The organism is Oceaniglobus indicus (assembly GCF_002751875.1).
Taxonomy (GTDB): Bacteria; Pseudomonadota; Alphaproteobacteria; order Rhodobacterales; family Rhodobacteraceae; genus Oceaniglobus; species Oceaniglobus indicus.
On the sequence record NZ_NMZM01000008.1, the window covers coordinates 42334 to 65548 of the forward strand.

25 protein-coding genes, 1 tRNA gene and 1 pseudogene are annotated in these 23215 nt (G+C 62.8%); 16 read left to right on the forward strand and 11 right to left on the reverse strand.

The features are described from left to right. From CFP68_RS13125 to CFP68_RS13135, 3 genes are read right to left on the reverse strand one after another with little or no spacing between them, the layout of a single operon-like run. Complete coding sequence (locus CFP68_RS13125; protein WP_241524082.1) at window positions 1-423, reverse strand: DUF4326 domain-containing protein; 423 nt, start codon at window positions 421-423, stop codon at window positions 1-3. Then, window positions 420-734 carry a hypothetical protein gene (locus CFP68_RS13130; RefSeq protein WP_145953453.1) on the reverse strand — a complete coding sequence of 105 codons (315 nt, stop codon included), beginning with the start codon at window positions 732-734 and terminating at the stop codon, window positions 420-422. The genes CFP68_RS13125 and CFP68_RS13130 overlap by 4 nt, the downstream gene beginning before the upstream one ends. Continuing rightward, window positions 734-2476, reverse strand: a complete 1743-nt coding sequence (locus tag CFP68_RS13135; protein ID WP_241524083.1) for a DNA cytosine methyltransferase — start codon at window positions 2474-2476, stop codon at window positions 734-736. The genes CFP68_RS13130 and CFP68_RS13135 overlap by 1 nt, the downstream gene beginning before the upstream one ends. A 120-nt stretch (window positions 2477-2596) precedes the next feature. Here CFP68_RS13135 and CFP68_RS13140 point away from each other — a divergent pair, with 120 nt between their 5' ends. The 7 genes from CFP68_RS13140 to CFP68_RS17950 all read left to right on the forward strand — a co-directional run bounded on the left by CFP68_RS13140 (window position 2597) and on the right by CFP68_RS17950 (window position 7551). After that, window positions 2597-3196 (forward strand): hypothetical protein, encoded by a 600-nt coding sequence (locus CFP68_RS13140; protein WP_099827402.1) that lies wholly within the window; start codon window positions 2597-2599, stop codon window positions 3194-3196. Next, window positions 3193-4227, forward strand: coding sequence for a hypothetical protein (locus CFP68_RS17940; RefSeq protein ID WP_145953454.1), 1035 nt, complete (start codon window positions 3193-3195; stop codon window positions 4225-4227). Before CFP68_RS13140 ends, CFP68_RS17940 begins: the two co-directional genes overlap by 4 nt. A 61-nt stretch (window positions 4228-4288) precedes the next feature. After that, window positions 4289-4999, forward strand: a complete 711-nt coding sequence (locus tag CFP68_RS13155) for a peptidoglycan-binding protein (protein WP_206601913.1) — start codon at window positions 4289-4291, stop codon at window positions 4997-4999. A gap of 26 nt (window positions 5000-5025) precedes the next feature. Next, the gene (locus CFP68_RS18470; RefSeq protein ID WP_241524097.1) at window positions 5026-5301 is read left to right on the forward strand and encodes a ubiquitination-like system serine protease family protein; all 276 of its coding nucleotides are present in this window, start codon (window positions 5026-5028) and stop codon (window positions 5299-5301) included. A 3-nt stretch (window positions 5302-5304) separates the two neighbouring features. Then, complete coding sequence (locus tag CFP68_RS13165) at window positions 5305-5643, forward strand: hypothetical protein (RefSeq protein ID WP_099827407.1); 339 nt, start codon at window positions 5305-5307, stop codon at window positions 5641-5643. A 123-nt stretch (window positions 5644-5766) separates the two neighbouring features. Further along, complete coding sequence (locus tag CFP68_RS17945; RefSeq protein WP_145953455.1) at window positions 5767-5985, forward strand: hypothetical protein; 219 nt, start codon at window positions 5767-5769, stop codon at window positions 5983-5985. Between the two features lie 351 nt (window positions 5986-6336). Further along, complete coding sequence (locus CFP68_RS17950; protein ID WP_145953456.1) at window positions 6337-7551, forward strand: hypothetical protein; 1215 nt, start codon at window positions 6337-6339, stop codon at window positions 7549-7551. A 378-nt stretch (window positions 7552-7929) separates the two neighbouring features. Here the strand turns inward: CFP68_RS17950 and CFP68_RS13170 are convergent, their stop codons facing one another. Together CFP68_RS13170 and CFP68_RS13175 are read right to left on the reverse strand one after the other, a co-directional pair. After that, a complete protein-coding gene (locus tag CFP68_RS13170; protein WP_099827408.1) occupies window positions 7930-8862 on the reverse strand; it encodes a hypothetical protein in 933 nt (310 codons plus the stop codon). Window positions 8863-9298: 436 nt separating this feature from the next. Next, window positions 9299-10077: pseudogene (locus CFP68_RS13175) on the reverse strand (ion channel). Between the two features lie 450 nt (window positions 10078-10527). Between CFP68_RS13175 and CFP68_RS13180 the strand changes: the two are divergent. Both CFP68_RS13180 and parA read left to right on the forward strand, forming a co-directional pair. Next, on the forward strand, window positions 10528-11172 hold the full coding sequence (locus CFP68_RS13180) for an exopolysaccharide biosynthesis protein (protein WP_099827529.1): 645 nt from the start codon (window positions 10528-10530) through the stop codon (window positions 11170-11172). Between the two features lie 97 nt (window positions 11173-11269). Next, a complete protein-coding gene (gene parA, locus CFP68_RS13185) occupies window positions 11270-11896 on the forward strand; it encodes a ParA family partition ATPase (RefSeq protein WP_099827409.1) in 627 nt (208 codons plus the stop codon). A 78-nt stretch (window positions 11897-11974) separates the two neighbouring features. On the opposite strand, the gene CFP68_RS13190 is transcribed toward parA, so the two are convergent. The 3 genes from CFP68_RS13190 to CFP68_RS13200 form a co-directional block, all read right to left on the reverse strand. Continuing rightward, on the reverse strand, window positions 11975-12181 hold the full coding sequence (locus CFP68_RS13190) for a cold-shock protein (RefSeq protein WP_099827410.1): 207 nt from the start codon (window positions 12179-12181) through the stop codon (window positions 11975-11977). 267 nt (window positions 12182-12448) lie between these two features. Continuing rightward, window positions 12449-12655 carry a cold-shock protein gene (locus CFP68_RS13195; RefSeq protein WP_099827411.1) on the reverse strand — a complete coding sequence of 69 codons (207 nt, stop codon included), beginning with the start codon at window positions 12653-12655 and terminating at the stop codon, window positions 12449-12451. A gap of 233 nt (window positions 12656-12888) precedes the next feature. Next, window positions 12889-13341: a CreA family protein gene (locus tag CFP68_RS13200; protein WP_099827412.1), complete on the reverse strand. Its 453-nt coding sequence runs from the start codon at window positions 13339-13341 to the stop codon at window positions 12889-12891. A gap of 426 nt (window positions 13342-13767) precedes the next feature. Here CFP68_RS13200 and CFP68_RS13205 point away from each other — a divergent pair, with 426 nt between their 5' ends. The 6 genes from CFP68_RS13205 to CFP68_RS13230 all read left to right on the forward strand — a co-directional run bounded on the left by CFP68_RS13205 (window position 13768) and on the right by CFP68_RS13230 (window position 20574). Beyond that, entirely contained in the window at window positions 13768-14502 is a 735-nt protein-coding gene (locus tag CFP68_RS13205; RefSeq protein ID WP_241524084.1) for a TetR/AcrR family transcriptional regulator, read from the forward strand. A 45-nt stretch (window positions 14503-14547) separates the two neighbouring features. After that, the gene (locus CFP68_RS13210) at window positions 14548-15309 is read left to right on the forward strand and encodes a SpoIIAA family protein (RefSeq protein WP_099827414.1); all 762 of its coding nucleotides are present in this window, start codon (window positions 14548-14550) and stop codon (window positions 15307-15309) included. Between the two features lie 108 nt (window positions 15310-15417). After that, window positions 15418-16671: an efflux RND transporter periplasmic adaptor subunit gene (locus CFP68_RS13215; RefSeq protein WP_099827415.1), complete on the forward strand. Its 1254-nt coding sequence runs from the start codon at window positions 15418-15420 to the stop codon at window positions 16669-16671. Continuing rightward, complete coding sequence (locus CFP68_RS13220) at window positions 16668-19799, forward strand: efflux RND transporter permease subunit (RefSeq protein WP_099827416.1); 3132 nt, start codon at window positions 16668-16670, stop codon at window positions 19797-19799. The genes CFP68_RS13215 and CFP68_RS13220 overlap by 4 nt, the downstream gene beginning before the upstream one ends. A gap of 130 nt (window positions 19800-19929) precedes the next feature. Next, window positions 19930-20433 (forward strand): GNAT family N-acetyltransferase, encoded by a 504-nt coding sequence (locus CFP68_RS13225; protein WP_099827417.1) that lies wholly within the window; start codon window positions 19930-19932, stop codon window positions 20431-20433. Window positions 20434-20497: 64 nt separating this feature from the next. Further along, a tRNA-Asp gene (locus CFP68_RS13230) sits at window positions 20498-20574 on the forward strand. Between the two features lie 140 nt (window positions 20575-20714). Here the strand turns inward: CFP68_RS13230 and CFP68_RS13235 are convergent. Next, a complete protein-coding gene (locus CFP68_RS13235) occupies window positions 20715-21023 on the reverse strand; it encodes a phosphoribosyl-ATP diphosphatase (protein WP_099827418.1) in 309 nt (102 codons plus the stop codon). Next, window positions 21020-21781 (reverse strand): imidazole glycerol phosphate synthase subunit HisF, encoded by a 762-nt coding sequence (gene hisF, locus CFP68_RS13240; protein WP_099827419.1) that lies wholly within the window; start codon window positions 21779-21781, stop codon window positions 21020-21022. Before hisF ends, CFP68_RS13235 begins: the two co-directional genes overlap by 4 nt. A 142-nt stretch (window positions 21782-21923) precedes the next feature. Between hisF and CFP68_RS13245 the strand changes: the two genes are divergently transcribed. After that, window positions 21924-22379 carry a DUF302 domain-containing protein gene (locus CFP68_RS13245; RefSeq protein WP_099827420.1) on the forward strand — a complete coding sequence of 152 codons (456 nt, stop codon included), beginning with the start codon at window positions 21924-21926 and terminating at the stop codon, window positions 22377-22379. A 1-nt stretch (window position 22380) separates the two neighbouring features. On the opposite strand, the gene hisA is transcribed toward CFP68_RS13245, so the two are convergent. Next, window positions 22381-23109 carry a 1-(5-phosphoribosyl)-5-[(5-phosphoribosylamino)methylideneamino]imidazole-4-carboxamide isomerase gene (hisA, locus tag CFP68_RS13250; protein WP_099827421.1) on the reverse strand — a complete coding sequence of 243 codons (729 nt, stop codon included), beginning with the start codon at window positions 23107-23109 and terminating at the stop codon, window positions 22381-22383. Window positions 23110-23215 lie beyond the last annotated feature (106 nt).

Below are 23215 nucleotides of genomic sequence, written 5' to 3' on the forward strand. Positions count from 1 at the left end.
TCAGTCCTCCACCGTGCGGATCGGCGCGTTTGCGATTTCCAGAAGGACGTCGGCGTGACAGGGCTGATCCAGCGGACACCAGCAAGCCAGATCCCTGCCGCGAAGCTCCGTGCGCGCCATAGCCTGCAATTCCCAACCATTCCCGCTGCTCATGAGCCATTCCCTGAAGTGCGAAACAGCGCCACGCCGCCCTTCTGTTTCCACTAAGCTGAACCGGTTTCCCCACTTCGTCGGACGTGCGACGATAACCGCGTTTGGGTGGTCGTTGCGCCAGCCACCTTTCTTGCGGGTCATTTGGATGCGCTTCGGCATTGATCTGCTATCCCCGTTTCTTTCCAGGCTGATGCTCATCATCGCCATCATCGGATTGTCCTCAGATTCGATCCGCGACCGTGCCCGGGCCTCGCTTTCGTCGGGGCTCATGCCTCGCCCTCCGCTTCCATCGCCTGTTGAAGCCCCGCGCGCACCAATCGGGCCTCGCGGGTGATCTGTGCCGATCGACCGATCTTCAGCGCGCGGACCTGTGAGGCCAATTCGGCGCGTTCCGCCGCGCCGCGCTCCCACGGCTCCAGCGTGATGGCGCTGACGGCGGCGTCAATCTCGGTGTTCCAGCGGTATTCCAGCGCGTGAATCGCTGCGGCCACCGTCGCGGCCTTCTTGTGCGCGCCCCTGCGGCTCAGGTGCCGCTCGATCCGCGCTAGATCCTTGATCAGGATGTGTGGGGTATCAGCCATCATGCGGCTCCTTTCATCTGTTGCAGGGCAAGGTCGGCGCAATTGGCGCGCACCAGCGCCTCGGCCAAGGGCGGGCAGACGCTGTTTCCACAGCAGCTGACCTGGACGTTCTTCGGGAACGGGTGCCATGCCCATTCACCGTTGGCTTCGCTCCAATAGCCTTCGATCACGTAGTCGGGCGGGAATCCTTGGGCGCGGAACAACTCGCGCGGGGTCAGCATCCGCATCCCGATGTCGACGATGACGTAAGTCGCCCCGTCGATGTCGAGGGTAACGAATTCGCGGGCGTCCCAGGCATCGTGGGCGCGCAGGAACGCGGCGACCTCGCGGGCCCGGGCGGCGTGGGCTTCGGTAAATGGTGGAGCCCCCAGTTCGGCCTGCATGTGGCCCATGCGATCCTTGACCGTGACGGTGTGCATCGGTTCATCGGTCCGCGCGCCATCGCCGGTGCCGTAGTATTTTGCGAACCATGCGGCGATCGGCGTCTGGTGGCTGCCGGTCGCGGCCACGGTGGACATCGGTTCGCGCGCGTCGTGTCCGGTGACGCCGGTGTTGTGCTGGGCGAGGAAGGCCGCGGCGGTTGCATGCTTGACGCCCCCCGCGACCACCGTTCCAAGGGGCAGGCCGATGTCCAGCGCGCGCGGCGCCTGGCCGGGCGCTTCGCCATAGCCGGTCTGCACAAGCGTCGGTGCGACCAGAGCGTGCGCGATGCCGCCGGACGTCACCACGCCCATGGTTTCGCTCAGCGGGTATTCGCGTCGCCCGCCGCTGTCGCCGTGGGCGATGGAAATCAGCGATGGGCTGATCAAGGCCGAATGCCCGCCACCGGCCAGAACGGTGGGGTGCGGCGCATCCGCCGTGCTGTCGCGGCGTGCAGTGCCCTTCAGGCTCATCAGGCTGGGGGCGATGACCGCGTTCTGATCCTTGTTGCTGGCGCATATGGTGTGGTGCGGATCGGTGACGTTGCGGTTGTTTCCGCCCTGCTGGGCATATGTGAGAACCGGCGCGATGATCCCGTAGGGCGCACAACCGCCGGGGCGCTGGATGTAGCTGTTAGCGGTGACGGTTGCCATGGGGGCGCGCAGATCCTGCCCCGTCGCCCCGCCGTTGAAACGGGTGATCGATGGGGCGACGATGCAGCTGTCGGCCTTGGCGGTGATCGTCTGGAAGGTTCCGGATACGGGTCGCTCGTTGCTTTGCCCCATGCGTCCGCCGACACCCACGATGAAGGGATCGGCGCTGTCCAGCACATACCGCTTCATGCCGCGCGCGACGCGGGCCAGTGTGTTCTTCGCCAGCGGACGGATCGCGCGCAAACCATGCCGTTCCTTGATCGTGGCGGCGTCGTCGAAGATCGAGGGGCAGGGCAGCGACCAGTCGATGCACTCTGCGGCCGTGCGCCATGGCGCCAGCTTGCCGCGCTTCACGGCGCTGGATCTCGGATCGCCGTGGGTCGGTTTGGGCCAGGTGATCGGCAGGCCATCACGTCGCGCGACCATGAAGAACCGCTTGCGGATCGTCGGCGCGCCATAGTCGCACGCGCGCAGCTCGCGCCATTGCACCCGGTATCCGGCGCGGCGCAGGCGCTTGACCCATGCGTCGAAGGTCATGCCCGCGAACTCTTTCATCGGCTGACCGTCTTCGCCCAGCGGCCCCCAGGTCAGGAACTCTTCGACGTTCTCCATCAGGATCACGTCCGGCTTCACCTGTTCCGCCCAGATACACAGACATACGGCAGACATTTGCGCCTTATCTGTCCGCCACCACAGGAAAGGACATGACATGAAAGGACAGAAGGGACGGACCGGGCGGATGGGACGATGAAACACGGAAACCGGGCAAGCTGAGAAAGAGGGGCAGGAATGGACGACAGGGAACAAAGAGAAGGCGAGGCGCGGGTTCGGGCGTTGCTGGTCGAGCAATTGCAGAGGCTGGGCCTGATGCGTCCCGGTGGCATGACGGTTGTCGCCTTCGACGCCATGCTGCGCGAGGTATGTCAGCGTCTGGCCTACATGAGCGAGGCCGGTCTGATGGCGCTGGCCGAGGTCATGGCGGAACGACCGGGCGGCAGGGGGGGCGATCGCTTTCCGCTGGCCGTCACGATCCTGAAAGAGGCCATGGTCATCGAGCCGCCGGCCGAGGATGCGTCGCCGCTGATCCGCAAGGTGTTCGCCTCGCCGGTCGGGCTGGGCGCGCTTGACGAGGGATACGCGCCGGAACTGATGGGATGGCTGCGCGCGAACCGGCGCTGGCCGCAACCCTTCGTTCTGAACCAGCGGCGGGATGAGGCGCGCGACGCCGTGCGGCGGCTGGAACATCTCGAGACGCGTCTGGCGCGGGGCGAGGCTCTGACCTCCGACGAAGCCGCGTGGCGCGACCGGCGCCGGGGCGTTCTGGCGCGGTGCGAGCGGGCGCGCGATCTGGGGATGGCAGGCGCCGAACGGCGTCAGGGGGGTGCATGATGGACGGCACGGGGATGCGGATCGGTGACGTGGTGTCGGTGGCGGATCGTCCCGCCTTGTTCGAGGCCGGCGCGCCGGGGTGGTATGCGCTGCGTTGTCTGCCCCAGTTCCGGTCCGTCGCTGCAACTTCATCGCCCCACAACCGGAACGGTGGCCGAATTCCGTCGCGCTGGAGTGGAAGTCGGCGGGATCGAAGTTCTCAGCACCGGTATTCGGATCAGGCTCACGTCGGGCGGATTTTACCTGATGGCAATCGCAGGCACCCCCGAGGGCAGCTATGCGGCGGCAGGCGGCGGGATCTGTTTCCGAACCGACGGGCCGTCCGGGGAGCGGATCTATTACAAGCCGCCGGGGGCAGGAACGACCGGCTGGGTTGCGATCGCTTAGGAGAGTTCATGTCCGACGAACAGAAGCCGCTGCGCCAGATGATATGGGAGCGGTTCATTTCAAAAAGCGTGGATTGGCTGGTGGTCGCGGCGATTGGTGGCCTGGTGATCATGATCTTCGACCCGGTGAAGGAACGGGCGATGGCGATCTGGAACACCCCGGATTCGCTGCACCAGCTGGTGGTGCGCGTCGAAAACCTGCTGCGGCAGGTGGCCGACGTGCGCGACGACATCGAATCCCTGCGCCGGCCCAGCGAAGTGTTCGAAGTATCGACCACGAACACGCGTGCGATCGATGGCTACTGCGTCGAGCGTCAGCCGTGTGATGTGCAGATCAAGCTGCGGCGTCGCCCCGAGGGCGTCCAGTGCCGCATCGTCGCAGGATCGGTCCAGTGGGGGTTCGTCAATCCTCGATCGGATATGTTCGCGCCGGCACAACGGCTCAATCCCGGGTTCGCGCGCAACATCGGCATGACCTGGACCACCATCGACGTGCGCGTAATGACACCGGTCGGGCTGGAGCCGACGGCCGATTTCATCTTCGAGGCATCCTATTCGGGGTGCCCAGGCATGGCGAAGGGGGATGATCCCTTGTCTTTCCAGTCGCCACGCATCCCGTTCGAGATCCGCGACAGCCCGCGCTGAACCCCACCACATCGCAACCTTCACGCCCCGCTCGCGGGGTTTCGAGCATTGGAGAAATGCCATGACCTTCGCCAAATGGCTGCAATCGCGCCTGACCGCCCACGGCTTCCCTTGCGGCCTGATCGACGGGATCGTCGGCCCTATCACCGCCGCCGCGACGAAGGCGTTCCAGCGGGCAAATGGCTTGCGTGTGACCGGCACCGCGACAGCGGAAACGGTCACCGCCCTGCGCACCAGCTCGACCACGGGGGTCACGCCGATCCCGGAGCGCAACCAGGACAGCGCCGCCGATCAGCGCGACCCCGTGCCGGTCTGGCCGCGGCAGCGTGATGTGGCTGCGTTCTTCGGCGACGTGGGCGAGCGGCAGACCCGCGTGGAGGTGCCATGGACCATGCGTCTCGCTTGGGACAAGAACGTTCGGATTTCAGGCGTCACACTGCACGAACGGGTCGCCGACAGCGCGGCGCGGGCCATGCAGGATATCGCCGACACATACTCCGAGAAAGAAATTACCGGCCTCGGGCTGGATCTGTTCGGCGGGTCGCTGAACGTGCGCCGGATGCGCGGCGGCACCAGGTTCTCCATGCACTCCTTGGGGATCGCGATCGACTTCGATCCGGAGCGCAACCAACTGCGGTGGAATCGCCCGAAGGCGCGCCTGTCCCACCCGGACGCCGTGCCGTTCTGGCAGGCGTGGGAGGCCGAAGGGTGGGTCAGTCTCGGCCGCGCCCGAAACTTCGACTGGATGCACGTCCAAGCGGCGCGCCTCTGATGGCGCGTGTCACGATCCGGGGCGATATGGTCGAATTCAAATGCCCTGGCTGCGGGTGGACGCACATCCTGAATACCGACACCGGCCATCGCCCGGCCTGGGCGTTCAATGGCGACGTTGATCGCCCGACTCTGACACCCTCGATCAATGCGTGGCGCGAGTACGGCGGAAAGCGGAAAACGGATCGCTGCCACAGCTTCGTTACCGATGGCCGTATCCGCTTTCTAGACGACTGCACTCACGCACTGGCCGGTCAGTCCGTTGACCTTCCCAGCCTTCCCCAAACTTCACAAGGAACCTGACCCATGTTCGAACAATTTCTAGACGCCGCTGAGCCGGTCTTGGTGACCGTGATTGGCGGTATTCTGTCCGCGCTGTTCGGTGCAGTGTTGCTGGCCGCCCGCCGGTATCTTGGAGACCGCGCCACGGACATTCTGCGCAAATCTCTGACCGAAGCGATGGAGCGGGGGATTGCGCAAGGGTATGCCAGCGGATCGAACGCACCGGAGCTTGACGCCGTGTCCTACGTCGAGCGGACCATGGGCGACACGATCAAACGCCTTGGGGCTAGCACCGGCGGACTGCTTGACCGTGCGCGAGCGGAAATTGCGCAGCGGCAAGGACGCGAGCCAAACCGGCCGTAACACGCCGTTCCCACGCAAAATTCAGGCGGGCTGCCGCGCAAGTTTCGAGCCTATAAACAGATGACACAATTCTGCCCGATTCGCCTGTTTGTTTCAATTTGTAGCGTTATCGGGAGAGTCACCATGGGCATGCCAAGCAACAAGGTTGCCGTCGACGAAGCCGCATACTGGGCGCTGGAAGAGGCGTTGCTGGACTATGTACGACTCTACGGCATGACTGACAATGCGCGCAAAGCACTGACGGGGTCACGGCCCGAGCGACTGTCGGGAGACGGCAGTTCTGCGCGTGCCAGCCTGCGCTTGGTTGAAGGCGTTGGGGCTTGGCGCAATCGCCTGTGCTAGGCGAACAAAGGCGGCCCGTTTAGAACCGGTTTGGCGGAAGCATTGGGCCGCTGCTGAGCGCCATCTACTTGGTGGAGGACATGCAAATCGGGCGGAATGCGGAAGTTCGCTGCGTCTGCGACGAAGTATGTCTAGGAAGCAAGAAGCGGACATTGCTGCAAGCCCCGCAGCCCGCTGTGAGGGGTTGGGAGGAGCCCTGTTTGAAATTCTCTCGGTGGCTGAGGGTAGGCCATTTGCTGGTTTTTTCATACTCAAATTGCAACCAGATACTCTGGTAAAGCTCTATTTGCATTGGACAACAACCCAACTCGCGGAGTAATTGAAAAGCCGGTTCATTTTGGGTGGAGTAAGATGTTCAACAACGTCACTTTTCGGCGAAGCGAGGCAAGCCCTCAAAGCTTCATAGACCTTGGAGCCCTCGCCGAAGCTCTACTCTTTTATCAACAAGCAAATCTCCTACTGGATACCTCTAACCTAAGTCATCTGCTCAAGACGATAGGGCCCTCGACCACACAACGGTTAATCTCCTCGCCTAGCGTACGCCCGCTCCTTGTTTGGGAAACCCTCGGAGTCAAAACTGATCACGGCGCACTTCCAGTTCATGACTTTGTGCAATTCCAGTTAGCCGGTTCCAAAGAGAAAGGTTTCATCAATTCAAAGGAGGTTCGTGTTAAAAAGATCTTCGAAAGATCATTAGGAAGGTCAGGGGCAACGAACAGGGCCGCTATTGAGTTCTCAAAAATAGCTAAAGTGCAAAAAATTTCAGAGGGAATCGCAGATAAAAGTGGGCTTCCTGCGCTGGCGAGAGCCGACTTGGACAATCCAGACTTCGTGCATCAAGCTATTGCGCTGTCTCTAAAAGAAAAAGCTCCCAATATGCCCCTAGGTGACAATTGGCGCTTTATACCTCACCGAGTGAAAGACGGGTTTCTCATCGAAACGAACCTCGATTTTGACCGGCTAAACGAAGAGTACCGGAAAAGTTGGCCGGTCGAACACAGCACTCTAACGCCTCAGTTCCTTCTCACAGATCTTCTCGAAGCGCATGCAGGGCTGCATTTTGCGTCGCTGTATGGATCGGACGTAATCACCACCCCATTGTCATCAAGAATAATGCAACTAAAGCTCCAGAGGGTGGTTGAAAGTCGTTTAGGAAACGTGGCTGAAATCGAGCTTTTTCAAAATGCAACTATTGGCAAAGGAAATACAATCCGAGAGGCGATAAACAGTGGCGAGCGGAGCTTTGAAGAATTTCTAGACCTTTTGGAACACGCCGCTCAATTCAAAGACTGGCTTGCCGAACAAGAGCCAGATCAGTCTCTTGTTCAGGACTACTATTCAGAAGTAATCGCCGGAACTTGGGCTGAGAAGCTACCCGGGAAATCTTTTCGTTGGGTTTTCTTTACCGGTGCAGGCCTCCTACTGGATTTGGCCATCCCTACCGGTTTTGGAACTGCGACTGGCGTCGTTCTCAGTGCTGGGGACGCATTCTTGCTAGATAAAGTTGCAAAGGGGTGGAAGCCCAATCAATTTGTAGAAGGACCGTTAAGGCAATTCACATCGTAGTCTTTCGTCCGCGATGACCCCGTTTCAAGCGAGATAAATGCTGCGATGCCTCGCAAACGTCAGCTTTTGGGAGCTCGATCTCCGCGATGAACGACGGGATGAATGTCCGGTAAGGGCCGATCGCGCCATGAGGCCCCGCCAGGCTGAGCCCGCGGCGCGGTGCAGCGCCGCATGACCGCTCCGGAGCCTTTTTTACTCATGCCGCCTCGGCATTAATATACAAGTACGGAAATGCAGCGATCGCACGCCGCCCAAAGTGGGATGCTGAATCGACCATATCGGCCTCCGCATAAGCGGACTGTGGAATTGCGGCGCCAACCAAGGGCTTTAAAACCGGGTTGGATGAAACTCAACAGCATGACCGCCCTTGCTCCAAGATTAAAGGCCGTCAATAGAGGTTAGAAGCCGTGTGCTAAAAGTCGTGCCTAAACCGGCTTGACGGGCCAGATTGATAAATGCTTTCTCGCCGATGACAATGTCAGCAAGCGGCAACGTTATTGCGAACGCTGACATGTCTCGTAGATCGTTTTCTACGATTGGCCTCTCTTGATCCTCGAGTCGTATCGCCAGTTCCCTCTCTGTAGCAAAAATGGGAACGTCAACGGGTATACTACGGACCAATGAAGAACCGATATCTCTAACATTTTTCCAGCCCAAGCCAAGTCGCTGGCCAGTTGCAAGGATGAAATCAAGCTCGTCAATCATCAGGCGCGCGCCATAGGCGCGTTTGCGAAACGCCAAGCCTTCGGCAGCGACTATAGCCCTTCTCGCTTCAATTTCTGCGATAAGATCGAACGAGGCAGCGCTAAAGCATCTGACGCCTTCGAGCCTCACTTCCTCGTCGCCAGCAGTTAAATAGTCAAATAGCATCCCCGCAGGATTGGAAAACATCTGGTCTAAAAATGCGCTTGATAGCGCGAGGCCGAACGTATCAGGCGAATAGTCAGCGACTGCTTCGAACCACAGGTCAGACAAGAACCAATGATCATCCAGCGGTTCATGCGCGATCCTAAATTTGTCTGCCAAATATGCCCCGAGAAGGTCACTCAATATTCGACGCCTGCTTCGGAAGACCTGCCCTTGGCTGATTGTGACTTGGGTTCGAGCCATGTTGGCTCGACGGATCGGATCGTTGATCTTCAAGGTTTCGTAGATATTGGCGAAGCTCAGCGGGACAATGTAGCGTTTATTCTGAAGTGCTTCGACAACCTTGACCAGCCGAGTATAGTCCTGCGGATAGCGTTCCTTGTCCCAAGCGCCCCGCGCCAGTGACACCCATGCATTCTGATCGAGATATAAAATTTCCGCCACAGTTTTATTTAGCCTTAGCCGGTGACTGAGTATAGATGGTTGGTTGCGCTATTAGATCCGAGCCCCCCAATGTTAACTTCTGCGCAGCTACCATGTTAGCGCGCCTCTTGAGGCAATGTCCATTTCCCGCCCTTCTAGTAGGCCTTCTCGCAATCGCGACATGCATCACGCCGTTGCGTCGATTGGCCGGAAGCGTCTGCCTTGCGGACCCCCGCCTGCGAGGCCGTGCTGCACGATGTCTCGAACGGCCGATATGGGGAATCTGCGCCGTAGCGAAAGGCGAGTCTTCCAATGGCCGCAGAGGGCCGGAACCGCCTAATCTCTTGGGGGGGGGGCCTATTCCATGTAATAGCGAGCCTAGGATGCAACGTTTGCTGCGCGTCAACTTTAACACTCAGCCAAAATGACGGGCATTGACCGGAAAACGCTGGTCCGTTCAGGTCCTGGTGTCGCCCTCTGTCTCGATCTTCAACGGCTCGCCGCAATGTTTGCAGTGGATCGCATCAGGTTCGTGCCGGTTCAGGCCGCATTCCGGGCATCTGTACTTGATCTTTGATGGCTGGAAGATGGCGCGCGCCAATTGCACAAACAGCGCTACGCCGACGACCATGATGAATACCGTCAACAGCTTTCCGCCGGGTGTCGTCATGGTGATGTCGCCAAAACCCGTCGTGGTGAGCGTCGCCACCGTGAAATAAAGCGCGTCAACATAGCCAGCGAGGCAAGCTTCTTCATCGAACGCCAGCAGGAAGACGAACGACGTGGTCACAAATATGAAGACGAATAAGTTGACCGCAGCGAGGATCGCGTCTTCGTGGCGGCGAAAGTACAAGCTTTCGCGCCGAAGGTCACGCAGCAGGTGATGGCGTGGATCAGCCGCAAGCCCCGCAGCACACGGAGGAATGCGAAGTTCTCGGTGACAAGCGGTGCCAGCAGCAAGGATGCCACGACGACCAGATCCGCAAGGGTGTAGATGCGAGTCAGTTCCCGGCGCAGGTTATCGGAGATCCAGAACCGGGCCGCGAGGTCCAGAACTATGAGCAGGCCGAGTCCAGTGTTCAGCGCTGCCGTAACTGGCGTCGTGGGCAGCGGCGCGGTCGCAATGAAATACACGATGGTAAACGCATCGAAAACGATCAGCCCATAGCGAAACCGCCGGGCGCGCTGGCTTTGACCGATGTAGAGCACTCTGATCGTTCGCTGCAGTTCTTCCATTTGCGCAACATGCCACAGGATTTCGCCCGGGACCATGAGCCGAGCCCACGTCCAACCTCGCCCCGTCGGTTTTCAGCATAAGAGCGTGGCCGATGTCGTGAAATCCGCGTTCCCAAATTCATGTTTTGTTCCGGTGGCCGTCACCACAAAACGGGCGGGCGTTGGGAACAAGAGATAAGTATCTATCAAGCGGATAGGATGCATATACCTTCGTTCGCAACGACGAGGTCGTCGGTTCGATCCCGATCGACTCCACCAGATCATCAGACAACAGAACGTCCGCCCCGGCGGCGCGCTATTTCGGGCCTTGATGTCGCATATCCCGACGCAAGCGGGGATGTCCGCGCGGCACGGGTTGACGAAGCGATGCCGCACGCCGATGTGCCTCTGGCGGGTGGGACGCAGTGATGCAACCTTTGACCCCCGCGTGTGTTGGAGCGTATGAGCGACATGACATCTTTCCAACGCGGCGGTGCCACCCGGACCCGTCGCGCCGCCCCCGAACCGCGCCACCGCGCCGTCGGCGAGATCGTTGATCGGCTGGAGTGCCTGGCGGGCGAACGCGATGTTTCGGTCGAACGGATCGTGTCGTCGTTCGGCCCGTCGTCGGTTCTGGCCATGCTTCTGGTGCCCGCCCTGCTGGTGGTGTCACCGCTTAGCGGGGTGCCCCTGTTCTCAAGCATTTGCGGCATTTCCATCGTCGCCATTGCATCGCAGATCCTGTTGGGCCGCGATCACGTGTGGTTGCCGCAGCGCATCATGCGCCTGCATTTGTCGGGTGCGCGGATGAAGCGGGCCAACGGCATCTTGCGCCGTATCGCCGGCTGGCTCGACCGGCTGTCCAGGCCGCGGCTGCAACCCCTGGTGCATCCTCCGATGTCTGCGCTGGCGCTTGCCCTGTGCATCTTGGCCGGGCTGACGATGCCGGTTCTGGAATTCGTCCCGTTCTCGTCCTCGTTGCTGGGGGCGATGGTTTCGCTGATCGCGGTGGGCCTGCTGGTCGGCGACGGGATCTTCGTGGTGGCCGGGCTGGTGTTCGGCGCGGTGGCGGGGGCTGTCCCGTTCTTCGTGATCACCGCGGTCGTTTCACCCTGACGTCCGGACGCAAGCGCCGGCATCCACCCTTCGGCCTTGCCGCGGGGGCGGGCCGCGCCTACGCTGACGTGCGGACCCCGTTGGAAGGAGCCAGCCCATGGGCGGAAAAGTGATTACCGTCGCACAGCAGAAAGGCGGCTCGGGGAAGACCACGATTGCCGTCAATCTAGCCGTCGCCTTCGTGCGCGCCGGCAAGTCGGTCGCGCTGCTGGATACCGATCCGCAGGGGTCGCTGGGTCGGTGGTTCATGGCCCGGCACGCCGACGGGATCGATGACATGGAATTTTCCACGGCCAGCGCCTGGGGCGTCGGGTATGAATGTGAAAAGCTGAAGAAGACCTGTGATGTCGTCATTCTCGATACACCGCCCAAGGTCGATGCCGACCTGCGCCCCGCGCTGAAGGTGTCGGACCTGGTGATCGTGCCGGTCGCATCGTCTCAGGTCGACGTCTGGGCGGTGGAATCGGTGCTGGACCTGGTGGCACGCGAACGCAAGCCGGCGATGGTGGTGCTGAACCGCTTCAAACCCGGCACACGTGTCGGCGCCGACGTCAGCGCGGCCATCGGCGCGATGGATGTGCCCGTGGCCGAGACGAAACTGGGCAACCGGGTTGTCTATGCCGAAACGCTGGGGCTGGGGCGCGGCGTGCAGGATCGCGGGCGCAGTGCAGCCACGGATGAGGTCGTCGCCCTGCTGGGCGAGGTCGAAAACGCGCTGGGCTGATCGCGTGACGGGGCAGGGGCGATCACCGGAATGACCGATCCGGGAACCGGTCATTCGCCTGTTTCTCTGGCTTGAAGATCAGAGCGGTTTCAGGTTGACCGCGCTTTCACGTCCGTCACGACCGGCTTCGACATCGAATTCGATCTTCTGATCATCGCGCAACCCGGTCAGGCCGGACCGTTCGACGGCCGAGATGTGAACGAAGATATCCTTGCCGCCCGTATCGGGCGCGATGAAGCCGTAACCTTTGGTGGTGTTGAACCATTTAACGGTGCCACTGGCCATGCCGTTTCTCCTTGCTGTGGCTGTTCGCGAAAGTGCAACAGCGCGGCGCTGTCAGAACTTGATCGAATTCCGTAGCCTTGGAAAGCAAGCAGGGTCGATGTATGTGACGTCGCGGTTATGGATTTTGACAGGACAAGATGCACCCGTAAAGAAAAATCCGGTTTGCGCGCCCGCACATGCCGCAAGATACGGATCGGACACAAAAAAACCGGCCCCCAAGGGCCGGTTTTCCGATCGCTCACCATCGAGATCGACGGCGCCGGTAAATCAGGCCAGGGCCAGGTTTACGGCGCTCTCGCGGCCGTCACGGCCGGATTCGATGTCGAAGGTGACTTTCTGGTTGTCGGCAAGGCCGGTCAGACCCGAACGCTCAACCGCTGAAATGTGGACGAAAACGTCCTTGCTTCCGCCTTCGGGCTCGATAAATCCGAAACCTTTGGTGGCGTTGAACCATTTCACGGTGCCATTGGCCATCGTGTAAACTCCTGTCTTATGCCACCCACGAAATGCGGTGGCTCGGCTCGGTCAGTGCAAAATCGAAAGACTGTGGCCGGTATGTCGGAGAACAGTTGGTCGAAAGAGGTAACGTTCGCACCCCCGACATGGGGCCAAACTCTGACGATTGCAAGTTTTTTTATGCAGCCCCTGCCGGTTTGGCGGCCATTCGCCAAAGGGCCCAGCCGAACCCTTGCGTCCGGGTGGCGGAATCAGCCCGGAACATACAGCGGCACGGTCGAGATCGCCATTTTCGCCGATCCGTTCTGAACGTCGCGGGCGTGCGAGATGTAGATCAGCGTCTGGTTCGCCTCGTCGAAGATGCGTTTCACCTGGACCGACTTCCAGATGATCGAGCGGCGTTCGGAGAACACCGATTCGCCCTCGTCCGAGCGGTCGATGTCGCCCAAGGTGATCGGCCCGGTCTGGCGGCAGGCGATGGATGAATTCGAAGGATCCTCGAACCAGTTGCCCTTTTGCAGCCGGTCGATCAGGCCGCGATCGAAATAGGCAACATGACAGGTCACGCCTTCGACCTTCGGGTCACCGAAAGCTTCGATGACGATGTCATTGCCCAGCCAGTCGACGTCGACGCTTCCGACCTCTTCGGCGGCAGCGGGCGTCATGAACGTGGCGAACAGGGCGGCGGCGATGATCGGGCGCATGGATTTCCTTTCGGCTGAAACAGAGTGGGATGAACCCCGGCCGCGACGCCGGGTTCCCCAAGGCGGTCATTCGCCCGTTGGGCCGGCGTCGCAAAAGCGCCGTGGCCACGGATCAGGCAGGGCAGGGATGATATGGCGAAACGCCCGGACGGTTGAAACATCTGGTGTTTCTCCAAAGCCAAGACCGCCGCGGGTTGGGCGACGGTCCGGGAAGCTCTCACATGCGCACGCGTTGAGGATATACCTGAGTTTGAGGTGCTGTGGTCCGGCTTCTGATTCTTGATACCACAACTTGACCGAGTCGCCTAGCCTGTTCAGCGCCCGGCGTCAAAGTTGGAACCGTTGCGAGCGTGTAAAGGCACCCGGTGCCCTTGACGACGCCTGTTCAAGGTCTAAATACCGACCGTCGGTTTGTAATGGAATGACATGAAACAGGAACCACCATCGGCCAGTGGATCGCGGCGTGTGCGCATGGCACCCGATCAACGCCGCGCGCACATCCTGAACGCCGCGCAGGCCCTGTTTTTCGAGCGGGGTTGGGAGGATGTCACCATCTCTGACGTCCTGGACGCGGCCGGCATTTCCAAGGGCGGCTTCTATCATCACTTCGCCGCCAAGGAAGATCTGCTCGACGCGATCGTCCAACGCTTCACCGCCGAGGCGCTGACCGCCGCCCAGGCGGCCCGCGCGGCGACGTCGGGCGATGCGTTGGCGCGATTCAACGCCTTCCTCGCAGCATCGAGCCGTTGGAAGGCCGAGCGGGGGGCGCGGATGAAGTTTTTCACCGATGTCATGCTGCGCCCCGGCAACGACATCCTGTTTGCTCGCATCACCGCAGCGGCCAATGCGGCCGTCATGCCGGTTTTGATCGACATGATCGCCCAAGGAGTCGACGAGGGCACCTTCGATGTTCCCGACACCGCGCTGGTCGGCGAAACGATCACCGCGATGTCGCAGGGGCGCCGCGTGACCTTAAGCGATGCGCTGCGACTTGCCGAGGGCGGCGATGTGGACCGGGCCAGCGACATTCTCTACCGCCGGTTGGTGGCCGAGGGCGAAGTGATCGACCGGTTGCTGGGTCTGCCGCGGGGCAGCGTGGCGCTGTCGAACCGGCGCGAATACGGCCTGATGCTGCGGGCGATCGTAAACCCCGAACCCTAGGTGGCCGCGCGTCCTGCGCAGCCCAAGCCAAGAAAGGAACACACTATGCTGACCGTCAGGGAACTGAAGCCGAACGTCCATGAAATCACCCTGCGAGGGGTGCTTGAAAAGGACGATATCGAACGGATGGAGCGTGATCTGACCCCCGTCCTGAAAGGCGATGGCCCCATCGGCCTGATCGTGCGGGCCGAGGATTGGCAGGACATCACCGCCGACGCCCTGGCCGAGGATGCGAAGTTCGAGTTCGGGATGCTGGCGCGATGGTCGAAGGTCGCGAAGATGGCGCTGGTCACCGACCTTCAGGCCTTCGCGGCGGTCCTGAAATGGATGGATCCGATCCTGCCGATGATCGACATGCGCGCCTTCGCCTCGTCCGAGGTGGCGGCGGCCGAGGCGTTCGTTTCGGACCTGCCGGCGAAACCTGGCGAAGCCACCGGCACGGGCGTCACCCTTCTTGCCGATGGCCGCGACGGCGTCATCGCCTATGAGATCGACGGCCGGATTACCGCGGCGGATGTCGACCGCGTTCTGGCACCGCTCGACGCCCTCATGCAGACGGACGACAGGATCAACCTTCTGGTCCGGTTCAAGTCATACGACGGCTTCGATCCCGCGATCCTGATCGACGGGTCGGTCATGGGCAGCAAGATGCAGGCGATCAACCATCTGGGCCGTTATGCCGTGGTGGGGGCGCCGAAGTGGATGGCGGCGATGGCCGGAACCGTCGGCGCCATGATGCCGTTCGAGATGCGCACGTTCGATCCGACCGAAGACGATGCCGCCTGGTCCTGGGTGCGCGGTGGCTGATCGTCGGTTGTATCCGGGCGGCGCCCGACCATATCGCAGTTCAGATCACGTTCGCGCGTGGGTAAACGTGACGGTGGCGCGACCGGTGCCCCATAAGGAGATCAGCCAATGACCGAGACCCCGACGGATGGGCGCCAGACGCTCAGCTTTGACGACGATCGTGGCTCGAACCGGTCCAGGTGGGTCGCAGGCGGGCTGGCCGTGGCCATCGTCGCCTGGATGGGCAGTGGCTATATTCTGCCGTCGGAAGAACCCGAGCAGACGGCCAAGACGTCGGTCGCCCCGCGGGCGGTCACCGTTGCGGTGCGCGATTCGGTCGCGGAATCGGTTCAGCAGGTGTTCGTCGCCGAGGGTCAGGCCCTGCCGGATCGCGACACGGCCGTGCGCGCCGAAACCTCGGGCCAGATCGCCGAGGTCGTGGTCGAAATGGGCGCCGATCTGAACGCCGGACAGGTCATCGCGCGCTTTGACATCGCCGCCCGCCAGGCCGATCTTGAACGGGCGAAACAGGAACGTGACCGGGCCCAGCGCGAGTACGACAATGCCACCGCCCTGGTGGATCGCGGCATCGCCACCGTCGATCGCGTCACCCAAGCCCGCGCGACCCTTGCGGCGGCCGAGGCCGATCTGACCGCCGCGCGCGAGGCGGTCGCCGATACCGAGATCAAGGCGCCTTTCGCGGGCCGGCTGGAATCGCTCGATATCGAGGCGGGCGAATTCGTCTCGCTCGGGGCGGATGTCGGCCGGATCGTCGACAACACGCCGCTGAAAATCAGCATCCAGATCCCCCAGCAATCCCTGCGCGACATCAAGGTCGGCCAATCGGCCGAAGTGTCCTTCATCACCGGCGAGACATCGCGCGGCGAGGTCCGCTTCGTCTCGACCAGCGCCGACGCGGAAACCCGCACGTTCATGGCCCGGGTCGAGGTGCCGAACGCCGATGGCGCGATTCCCGCCGGAATCAGCGCCCAGTTGCGCATTCCGACAGGCCAGACCACGGCGCATTTCGTGTCGCCCGCGATCTTGTCGCTGGATACCGACGGCACCCTTGGCATCAAGACGGTGAACGCCGACAACGTGGTCGAATTCCACGAGATCGACATCGTGCGCGCCCAGACCGACGGCATCTGGGTGTCGGGGTTGCCCGAACAGTCACGGATCATCTCGATCGGGCAGGGCTTCGTCAACGCGGGCGAAACCGTCGATCCACAGGCCGACCCCGACGTGGCGGACAGCGTCGCGTCACAACCGGTGCCCGGAACGCCCGAACCAGACGGTGACGGCGCAGCCGACGGCACCATCATTCCCGCCGCCGGCGACACCGGCGCACCCGGCGCCGCGAATGCGGAGACGACGCAATGAACACCCTCATCGACGCCGCATTCAGCCGCGGCCGCGTGGTCGTCATGACCCTGATCATGGTCCTGGCGGTCGGCACCTATGCCTATGTCGCGATTCCCAAGGAAAGCGCGCCCGAGATCCCGATCCCGATCTTCTATGTCTCGACCGTGCTTGACGGTATCTCGCCCGAGGATTCCGAACGTCTGCTGGTCGAGCCGCTGGAAACCGAACTGTCGTCGATCAACGGTCTGAAACAGATGACGGGCAACGCGGGCGAAGGCTATGCCAGCGTGCAGCTTGAATTCGAACCGGGGTTCGATGCGGTTTCGGCGCTGGACAAGGTCAAGGAGGGCGTCGACCGGGCGCAACCCGATCTGCCCGAGGATGCGACCGACCCGGTGGTGACCGAAATCAACACCGCGCTGTTCCCGATCCTCACCGTGATCCTGTCCGGCCCCGTGCCCGAACGGACCCTGAACACGCTGACCGAAAACCTGTCGGACCGGATCGAGGCGCTGAGCGGTGTTCTGGAAGTGGACGTCGGCGGCGCACGCGACGAGCTTCTCGAGGTGCTGATCGACCCCACGGTGTTCGAGACCTACAACATCAGTTTTGAAGAACTGATCGGCCAGATCAACCGCAACAACCGCCTGATCGCGGCCGGTGCCATTGAAAACGGCGCCGGGCGGATCGTGCTGAAGGTGCCCGGTCTGATCGAGGGCATCGAGGATGTCATGGCGCTGCCCGTCAAGGTGCGTGGCGATACGGTCGTCACCTTTGCCGATGTCGCCACGATCCGGCGCACCTTCGAGGATCCGACAGGTTTCGCGCGCATCGACGGCCAGCCCGCGCTGGCGCTGGAGGTCAAGAAGCGGTCGGGATCGAACATCATCGAAACGGTCGCCGCCGTGCGCGAGCTGATCGAGAACGCCCAGCGCGAATGGCCCGACAGCGTCACCATCGATTACATGCAGGACGAGAGCGAGCAGGTGAAGACCATGCTCAGCGACCTTGAGGCGAACGTCATCGCCGCCGTGATCCTGGTGATGATCGTCATCGTCTGGGCGCTGGGAATCCGCTCGGCGCTGCTGGTCGGCCTGGCGATCCCGGGGGCGTTCCTTGCCGGTGTCACCGCGCTGTTTGCCATGGGTTACACGATGAACCTGGTGGTGCTGTTCTCGCTGATCCTGGTCGTGGGGATGCTGGTGGACGGGGCCATCGTCACGACCGAGCTGGCCGACCGGCGGCTGCAGGAAGGCGACGCGCCCCGCGTCGCCTATGCCCATGCCGCCAAGCGCATGGCCTGGCCGATCATCGCGTCGACGGCCACCACCCTGTCGGTGTTCTTTCCGCTGCTGTTCTGGTCGGGCATCGTGGGCGAGTTCATGAAGTTCCTGCCGATCACCGTGATCCTGACCCTGACCGCATCGCTGTTCATGGCGCTGATCTTCATCCCCGTCGTCGGCGGCATCATCGGCAAGAAGCCGCCCCAGTCGGCCAAAGCCAAACAGGCGCTCCATGCCGCCGAGAACGGCGATCCGCGCACCCTGGGCGGGTTTACCGGCGGCTATGTCCGGGTTCTGGAATTCGCGATCCTGCGGCCCTGGGCGACGCTTCTGATGGCGGTGTCGTTCCTGCTTGCCGGGTTCGGCGCCTATGGCCAGTTCGGCAACGGCATCAGCTTTTTCCCGTCCATCGAACCCGAATTCGCCCAGGTCCAGGTGCGCGCACGCGACAACTTTTCCATCTTCGAGAAGGACGCGCTGGTGCGCCGGGTCGAGGAACGGCTGTTCGCCTATGACGAGATCGCGTCGGTCTATGCCCGTTCCGGCGGCAGCAACCGCGACTCGGCCGACCTGATCGGCACGATCCAGATCGAGCTGACCGAATGGGACACACGCCGCACCGCCGACGCCATCGGCGAGGACATTCGCGCCGACATGGCCACCATCCCCGGCATCGACGTGCAGGTGCAGACGGCATCCCAGGGCCCGTCGGCCGGCAAGCCGATCAGCCTGCGGGTGCGCGCCGACACCCCCGAGGATCAGGCGGCGGCGGTCGAGAAGATCCGCGCCGCCATGGAAGACATCGGCGGCTTCACCGACGTGACCGACACGCGCCCCTTGCCGGGCGTCGAATGGCTGATCTCGGTCAACCGCTCCGAGGCGGCGCGTTTCGGTGCCGATATCTCGACCCTGGGGCAGGCGGTGCAACTGTTGACCCGCGGCATCACGGTGGCCGACTATCGCCCCAGCGATGCGGACGGAACGGTGGATATCAACGTCCGCTTCCCGGCGGACGAGCGCACCCTGGAAGAGCTGCAATCGCTCAGGGTGCCGACCTCGGCGGGGCTGGTGCCGATCTCGAACTTCGTGACGTTCGAACCGGCACCGCGCAGCGGCACCATCACCCGCGTCGATCAGCGCCGCGTCATCACGATCGAGGCGAACGTCGCCCCCGGCGTGCTGGTCAACGATCAGGTCGTCGCGCTGCAATCGGCCATCGACACCATGGATCTGCCCGATGGCGTCGAAGCCGCCTTCGCTGGCGAGGCGCAGGACCAGACCGACGCCATGACCTTCCTGGTGGGTGCCTTCATCACCGCGGTGTTCCTGATGTTCGTGATCCTGGTGATCCAGTTCAACAGCTTCTACCAGGCCTTCGTGGTGATGAGCGCGATCGTGTTTTCCATCGCCGGCGTGCTGTTCGGTCTGATCGTCACGGGCCGCCCGTTCGGCGTGGTCATGGGCGGCATCGGGGTGATCGCGCTGGCCGGGATCGTGGTGAACAACAACATCGTGCTGATCGACACCTACAACGATCTGAAGAAATCCGGATTGTCGCCGCTGGAATCGGCGCTGCGCACGGGGGCGCAACGTCTGCGGCCCGTCGTGCTGACGTCGGTGACGACGGCGCTGGGGCTGATGCCCATGGTGATCGGCGTGAACCTCAACTTCTTCACGCGCGAAATCGTCTATGGCGCGCCATCGACGCAATGGTGGACCGAGCTCAGCTCGGCCATCGCGGGGGGGCTGGTGATCGCCACGGTCCTGACGCTGATCGTCACGCCCTCGATGCTGATGCTGGGCGAGAAGAAGGCGCGTCGGGCGCAAGCCTCGCCCGGCGTGGCCAAGCCCGAGACGGCCTGAACCGGGGCAGGGCAAAGCATCGCCGCCATGGCCCCTTGTGCTATTTCCCGGGCCGTGGCGGTGGTGGTGTCCTTCACTCTGGCCGCGAAATGGGCCATTCCTGCGGCGAACACGCTGTAAAGGACCCGCCATGTCGCTGACCATCACGCCCGCCCACGCCGACGATCTGCAATCCATCCATGACATCCACAAGGCAAGCTGGGCGTCGGCCTATGCCTCGATGGTCCCGGACGAGGCGCTGGGTGCGCCGCTGGATGCCCATATGGCGCGAACCTGGTCCGAATTGCCGGGCGGGATCCTGCTGGCCCGGCTGGACGACGTGCCGGTGGGCTTCATCCGGCTGAAGACCCGCGACGGCTGGCCCTATGTCGACAACCTGCATGTCGATCCCAAGCTGCGCAGCGGCGGGATCGGTCGTGCCCTGATGGCCGCCGGCTGCGCCGAGTTGCAGGCACAGGATGCCGGGCGGGTCTGGCTGACCGTGGTGGCCGCCAACCACGGCGCACGCCGGTTCTACAAGCGGATGGGCGGGATCGAGGCGGCGCAGATCCGCGAAATCCTGCTGGGGGTCGAGGTCGCGACCTATCCCGTAATCTGGACCCGGCTGGACCATCTGGCAAAATGCAGCAAATAATTCTGAAAACCGGGTTTCTTGCGCTTGACGCCGCCCGCCGCAAACCGTAATCAGCCCACATCGCGCGGTTGTAGCTCAGTTGGTTAGAGTACCGGCCTGTCACGCCGGGGGTCGCGGGTTCGAGCCCCGTCAACCGCGCCACTTTCCATCCGGAAATGCAATGGAACGCTGTTAATTCAGCGTTCTTTTGCGTTTTGGGGGTCCGATGCGGGCTGTCCTTGGTCGGGTCGGTCAGGGCGCGCGACAGCGGCCCGTCCGATCGGAGCCGATGAATGACGGCCCTAGCGCGCGGCCTTTTCGTCGATCCCCGATTGCCCTTCGCGCCGTGCCAGTTCGGCTTCGACGTCCGACAGGGTGACGCCGCGCGCCGCCAGCATGACCAGCAGGTGATACAGCACATCGGCCGCCTCGCCGGTCAGGCGTCCGGTGTCGCCTTTCACCGCTTCGATGATCGCCTCGATGGCTTCCTCGCCAAACTTCTCGGCGCACTTTACCGGGCCCTTGGCCAGCAGCCGGGCGGTCCAGGACGTGTCGGGGTCGGCGCCACGGCGCTTCTCGATGGTGGCGGCCAGCCGGTTCAGCGCGCTCATGCCAGCCTCACGGGGATGCCGGCGGCGGCCATGTGGGCCTTGGCCTCGCCAATCGTGAAATCGCCGAAATGGAAGATCGACGCGGCCAGAACCGCCGATGCGCCGCCTTCAAGGACACCGGCCACCAGGTGATCCAGCGTGCCGACCCCGCCCGACGCGATGACCGGCACCGGCACGGCGTCGGAAATCGCCCGGGTCAGCGGAATGTTGAACCCGGCGCGGGTGCCGTCGCGGTCCATCGAGGTCAACAGGATCTCGCCCGCGCCCTTGGCGGCGACGGTGCGGGCAAACTCCACGGCGTCGATCCCGGTGGCGCGGCGCCCGCCGTGGGTGAAGATCTCCCATTTGCCGGGGGCGACGGTCTTGGCGTCGATTGCCACCACGATGCATTGTGACCCGAACCGCTCGGCGGCGCGTGCCACGACGTCGGGGTCGGCCACGGCGGCCGAATTGAACGACACCTTGTCGGCCCCTGCCAGAAGCAGCTTGCGCACGTCCTCGGGGGTGCGCACGCCGCCGCCCACGGTCAGCGGCATGAAGCAGTGTTCGGCCGTGCGCGTCACCAGATCGAACATCGTGTCGCGGTTGTCTTCGGTGGCCATGATGTCGAGGAAGCACAATTCATCCGCGCCCGCCGCGTCATAGGCGATGGCGGCCTGCACCGGATCGCCGGCATCGACCAGATCGACGAAGTTGACACCTTTGACGACCCGGCCCTCGGCCACGTCGAGGCAGGGAATGATGCGGGTTTTCAGCATGGCAAGATCCTTTGTTGGCTGCGGTGGTAGCGGCAAACGACGCCGCACTCCAGACCGGAAATCGGGGGGGCTTCACGCGGTTGTGCGGGAACCCCTTCGCGTCTGCCCGCTTTGAGGCCCGACAATGACAGGGAGATTCCGAATGAAACCACTGAACATCGCCATCCCCGCGGTTCTGGCCGTGGCCATGTCCGCGATGCCGGTTCTGGCCGAGTTTCACAGCAAGACCTCGCCGAAATCCGTCGCCGAGACCGTCGATGCCCTTGCGGCCGCCGTCGAAGAGGCCGGTGCATCGGTGATCGCGCGGGTCGATCATTCGGGCGCGGCCGCCGGTGTCGACATGGAACTGACCGAGAGCCAGCTTCTGATCTTCGGCAATCCGAAAGTCGGCACGCCGCCGATGCAGGCCGACCCGCGCGCGGGCCTGATGGTGCCGCTGCGGGTGCTGACCTATGCCGACGGTGACGGCACGACCCAGGTGTTCTGGGAGGATGCGACGGGCCTGTTCGAAGGTCTGGACGTGCCAGCCGACGCCGCATACCTGGCGCGGATCGACGGCGCGTTGAACACGCTGACCGAAAAGGCCGTGGCCGAATAGGTCAGTCCTGTTTCGGTTTCAGGGCGGTCAGGGCTGCGCCAAGATCGATGGCGCCGTCATAGAGGGCCCGCCCGGAAATGGCGCCGGAAATGACCCCGGTGTCACGCAGGGCGATCAGGTCGTCCATGGACGACACGCCGCCCGATGCGATCACGGGAATATCGACGGCACGGGCCAGATCGGCGGTCGCCGCGACGTTTGGCCCACCCATGGCGCCGTCGCGGTCGATGTCGGTATAGATGATCGCGGCGACGCCGGCATCTTCGAACCGGCGGGCCAGATCGATCACCATCACGTCGGTTTCCGTGGCCCAGCCCTTGGTGGCGACCCGGCCCTTGCGCGCGTCGATCCCGACGGCGACGCGGCCCGGAAATGCGCGGGCCGCCGTGCGCACGAGGTCGGGATTTTCGACCGCGACGGTTCCCAGGATGACGCGCGCCAGCCCGAAGTTCAGCCAGCGTTCGATGGTGGCCAGATCGCGTATGCCACCGCCCAACTGGGCGGGCACGTCGATGGCGTCGAGGATCGCTTCGACCGCGCCACCGTTCACGGGCGCACCGGCGAAGGCGCCGTTCAGATCGACCAGGTGAATCCATTCGCAACCCGCGTGCTGAAACGCCAGGGCCTGGGCGGCCGGATCGTCCCCGAACACCGTCGCCTTGTCCATGTCACCCTTCAGAAGGCGCACGCATTGGCCGTCTTTCAGGTCGATAGCGGGGTAAACGATCATGTCATGCACCTTTGTTTGATGTCGCGCGCCTTGTGCACCGGCGGGCGGGTGATCTCAAGTGTGGCGGGTGGACCAGGGGGCGACGGGCGGCGCGCAAGAGGTCACG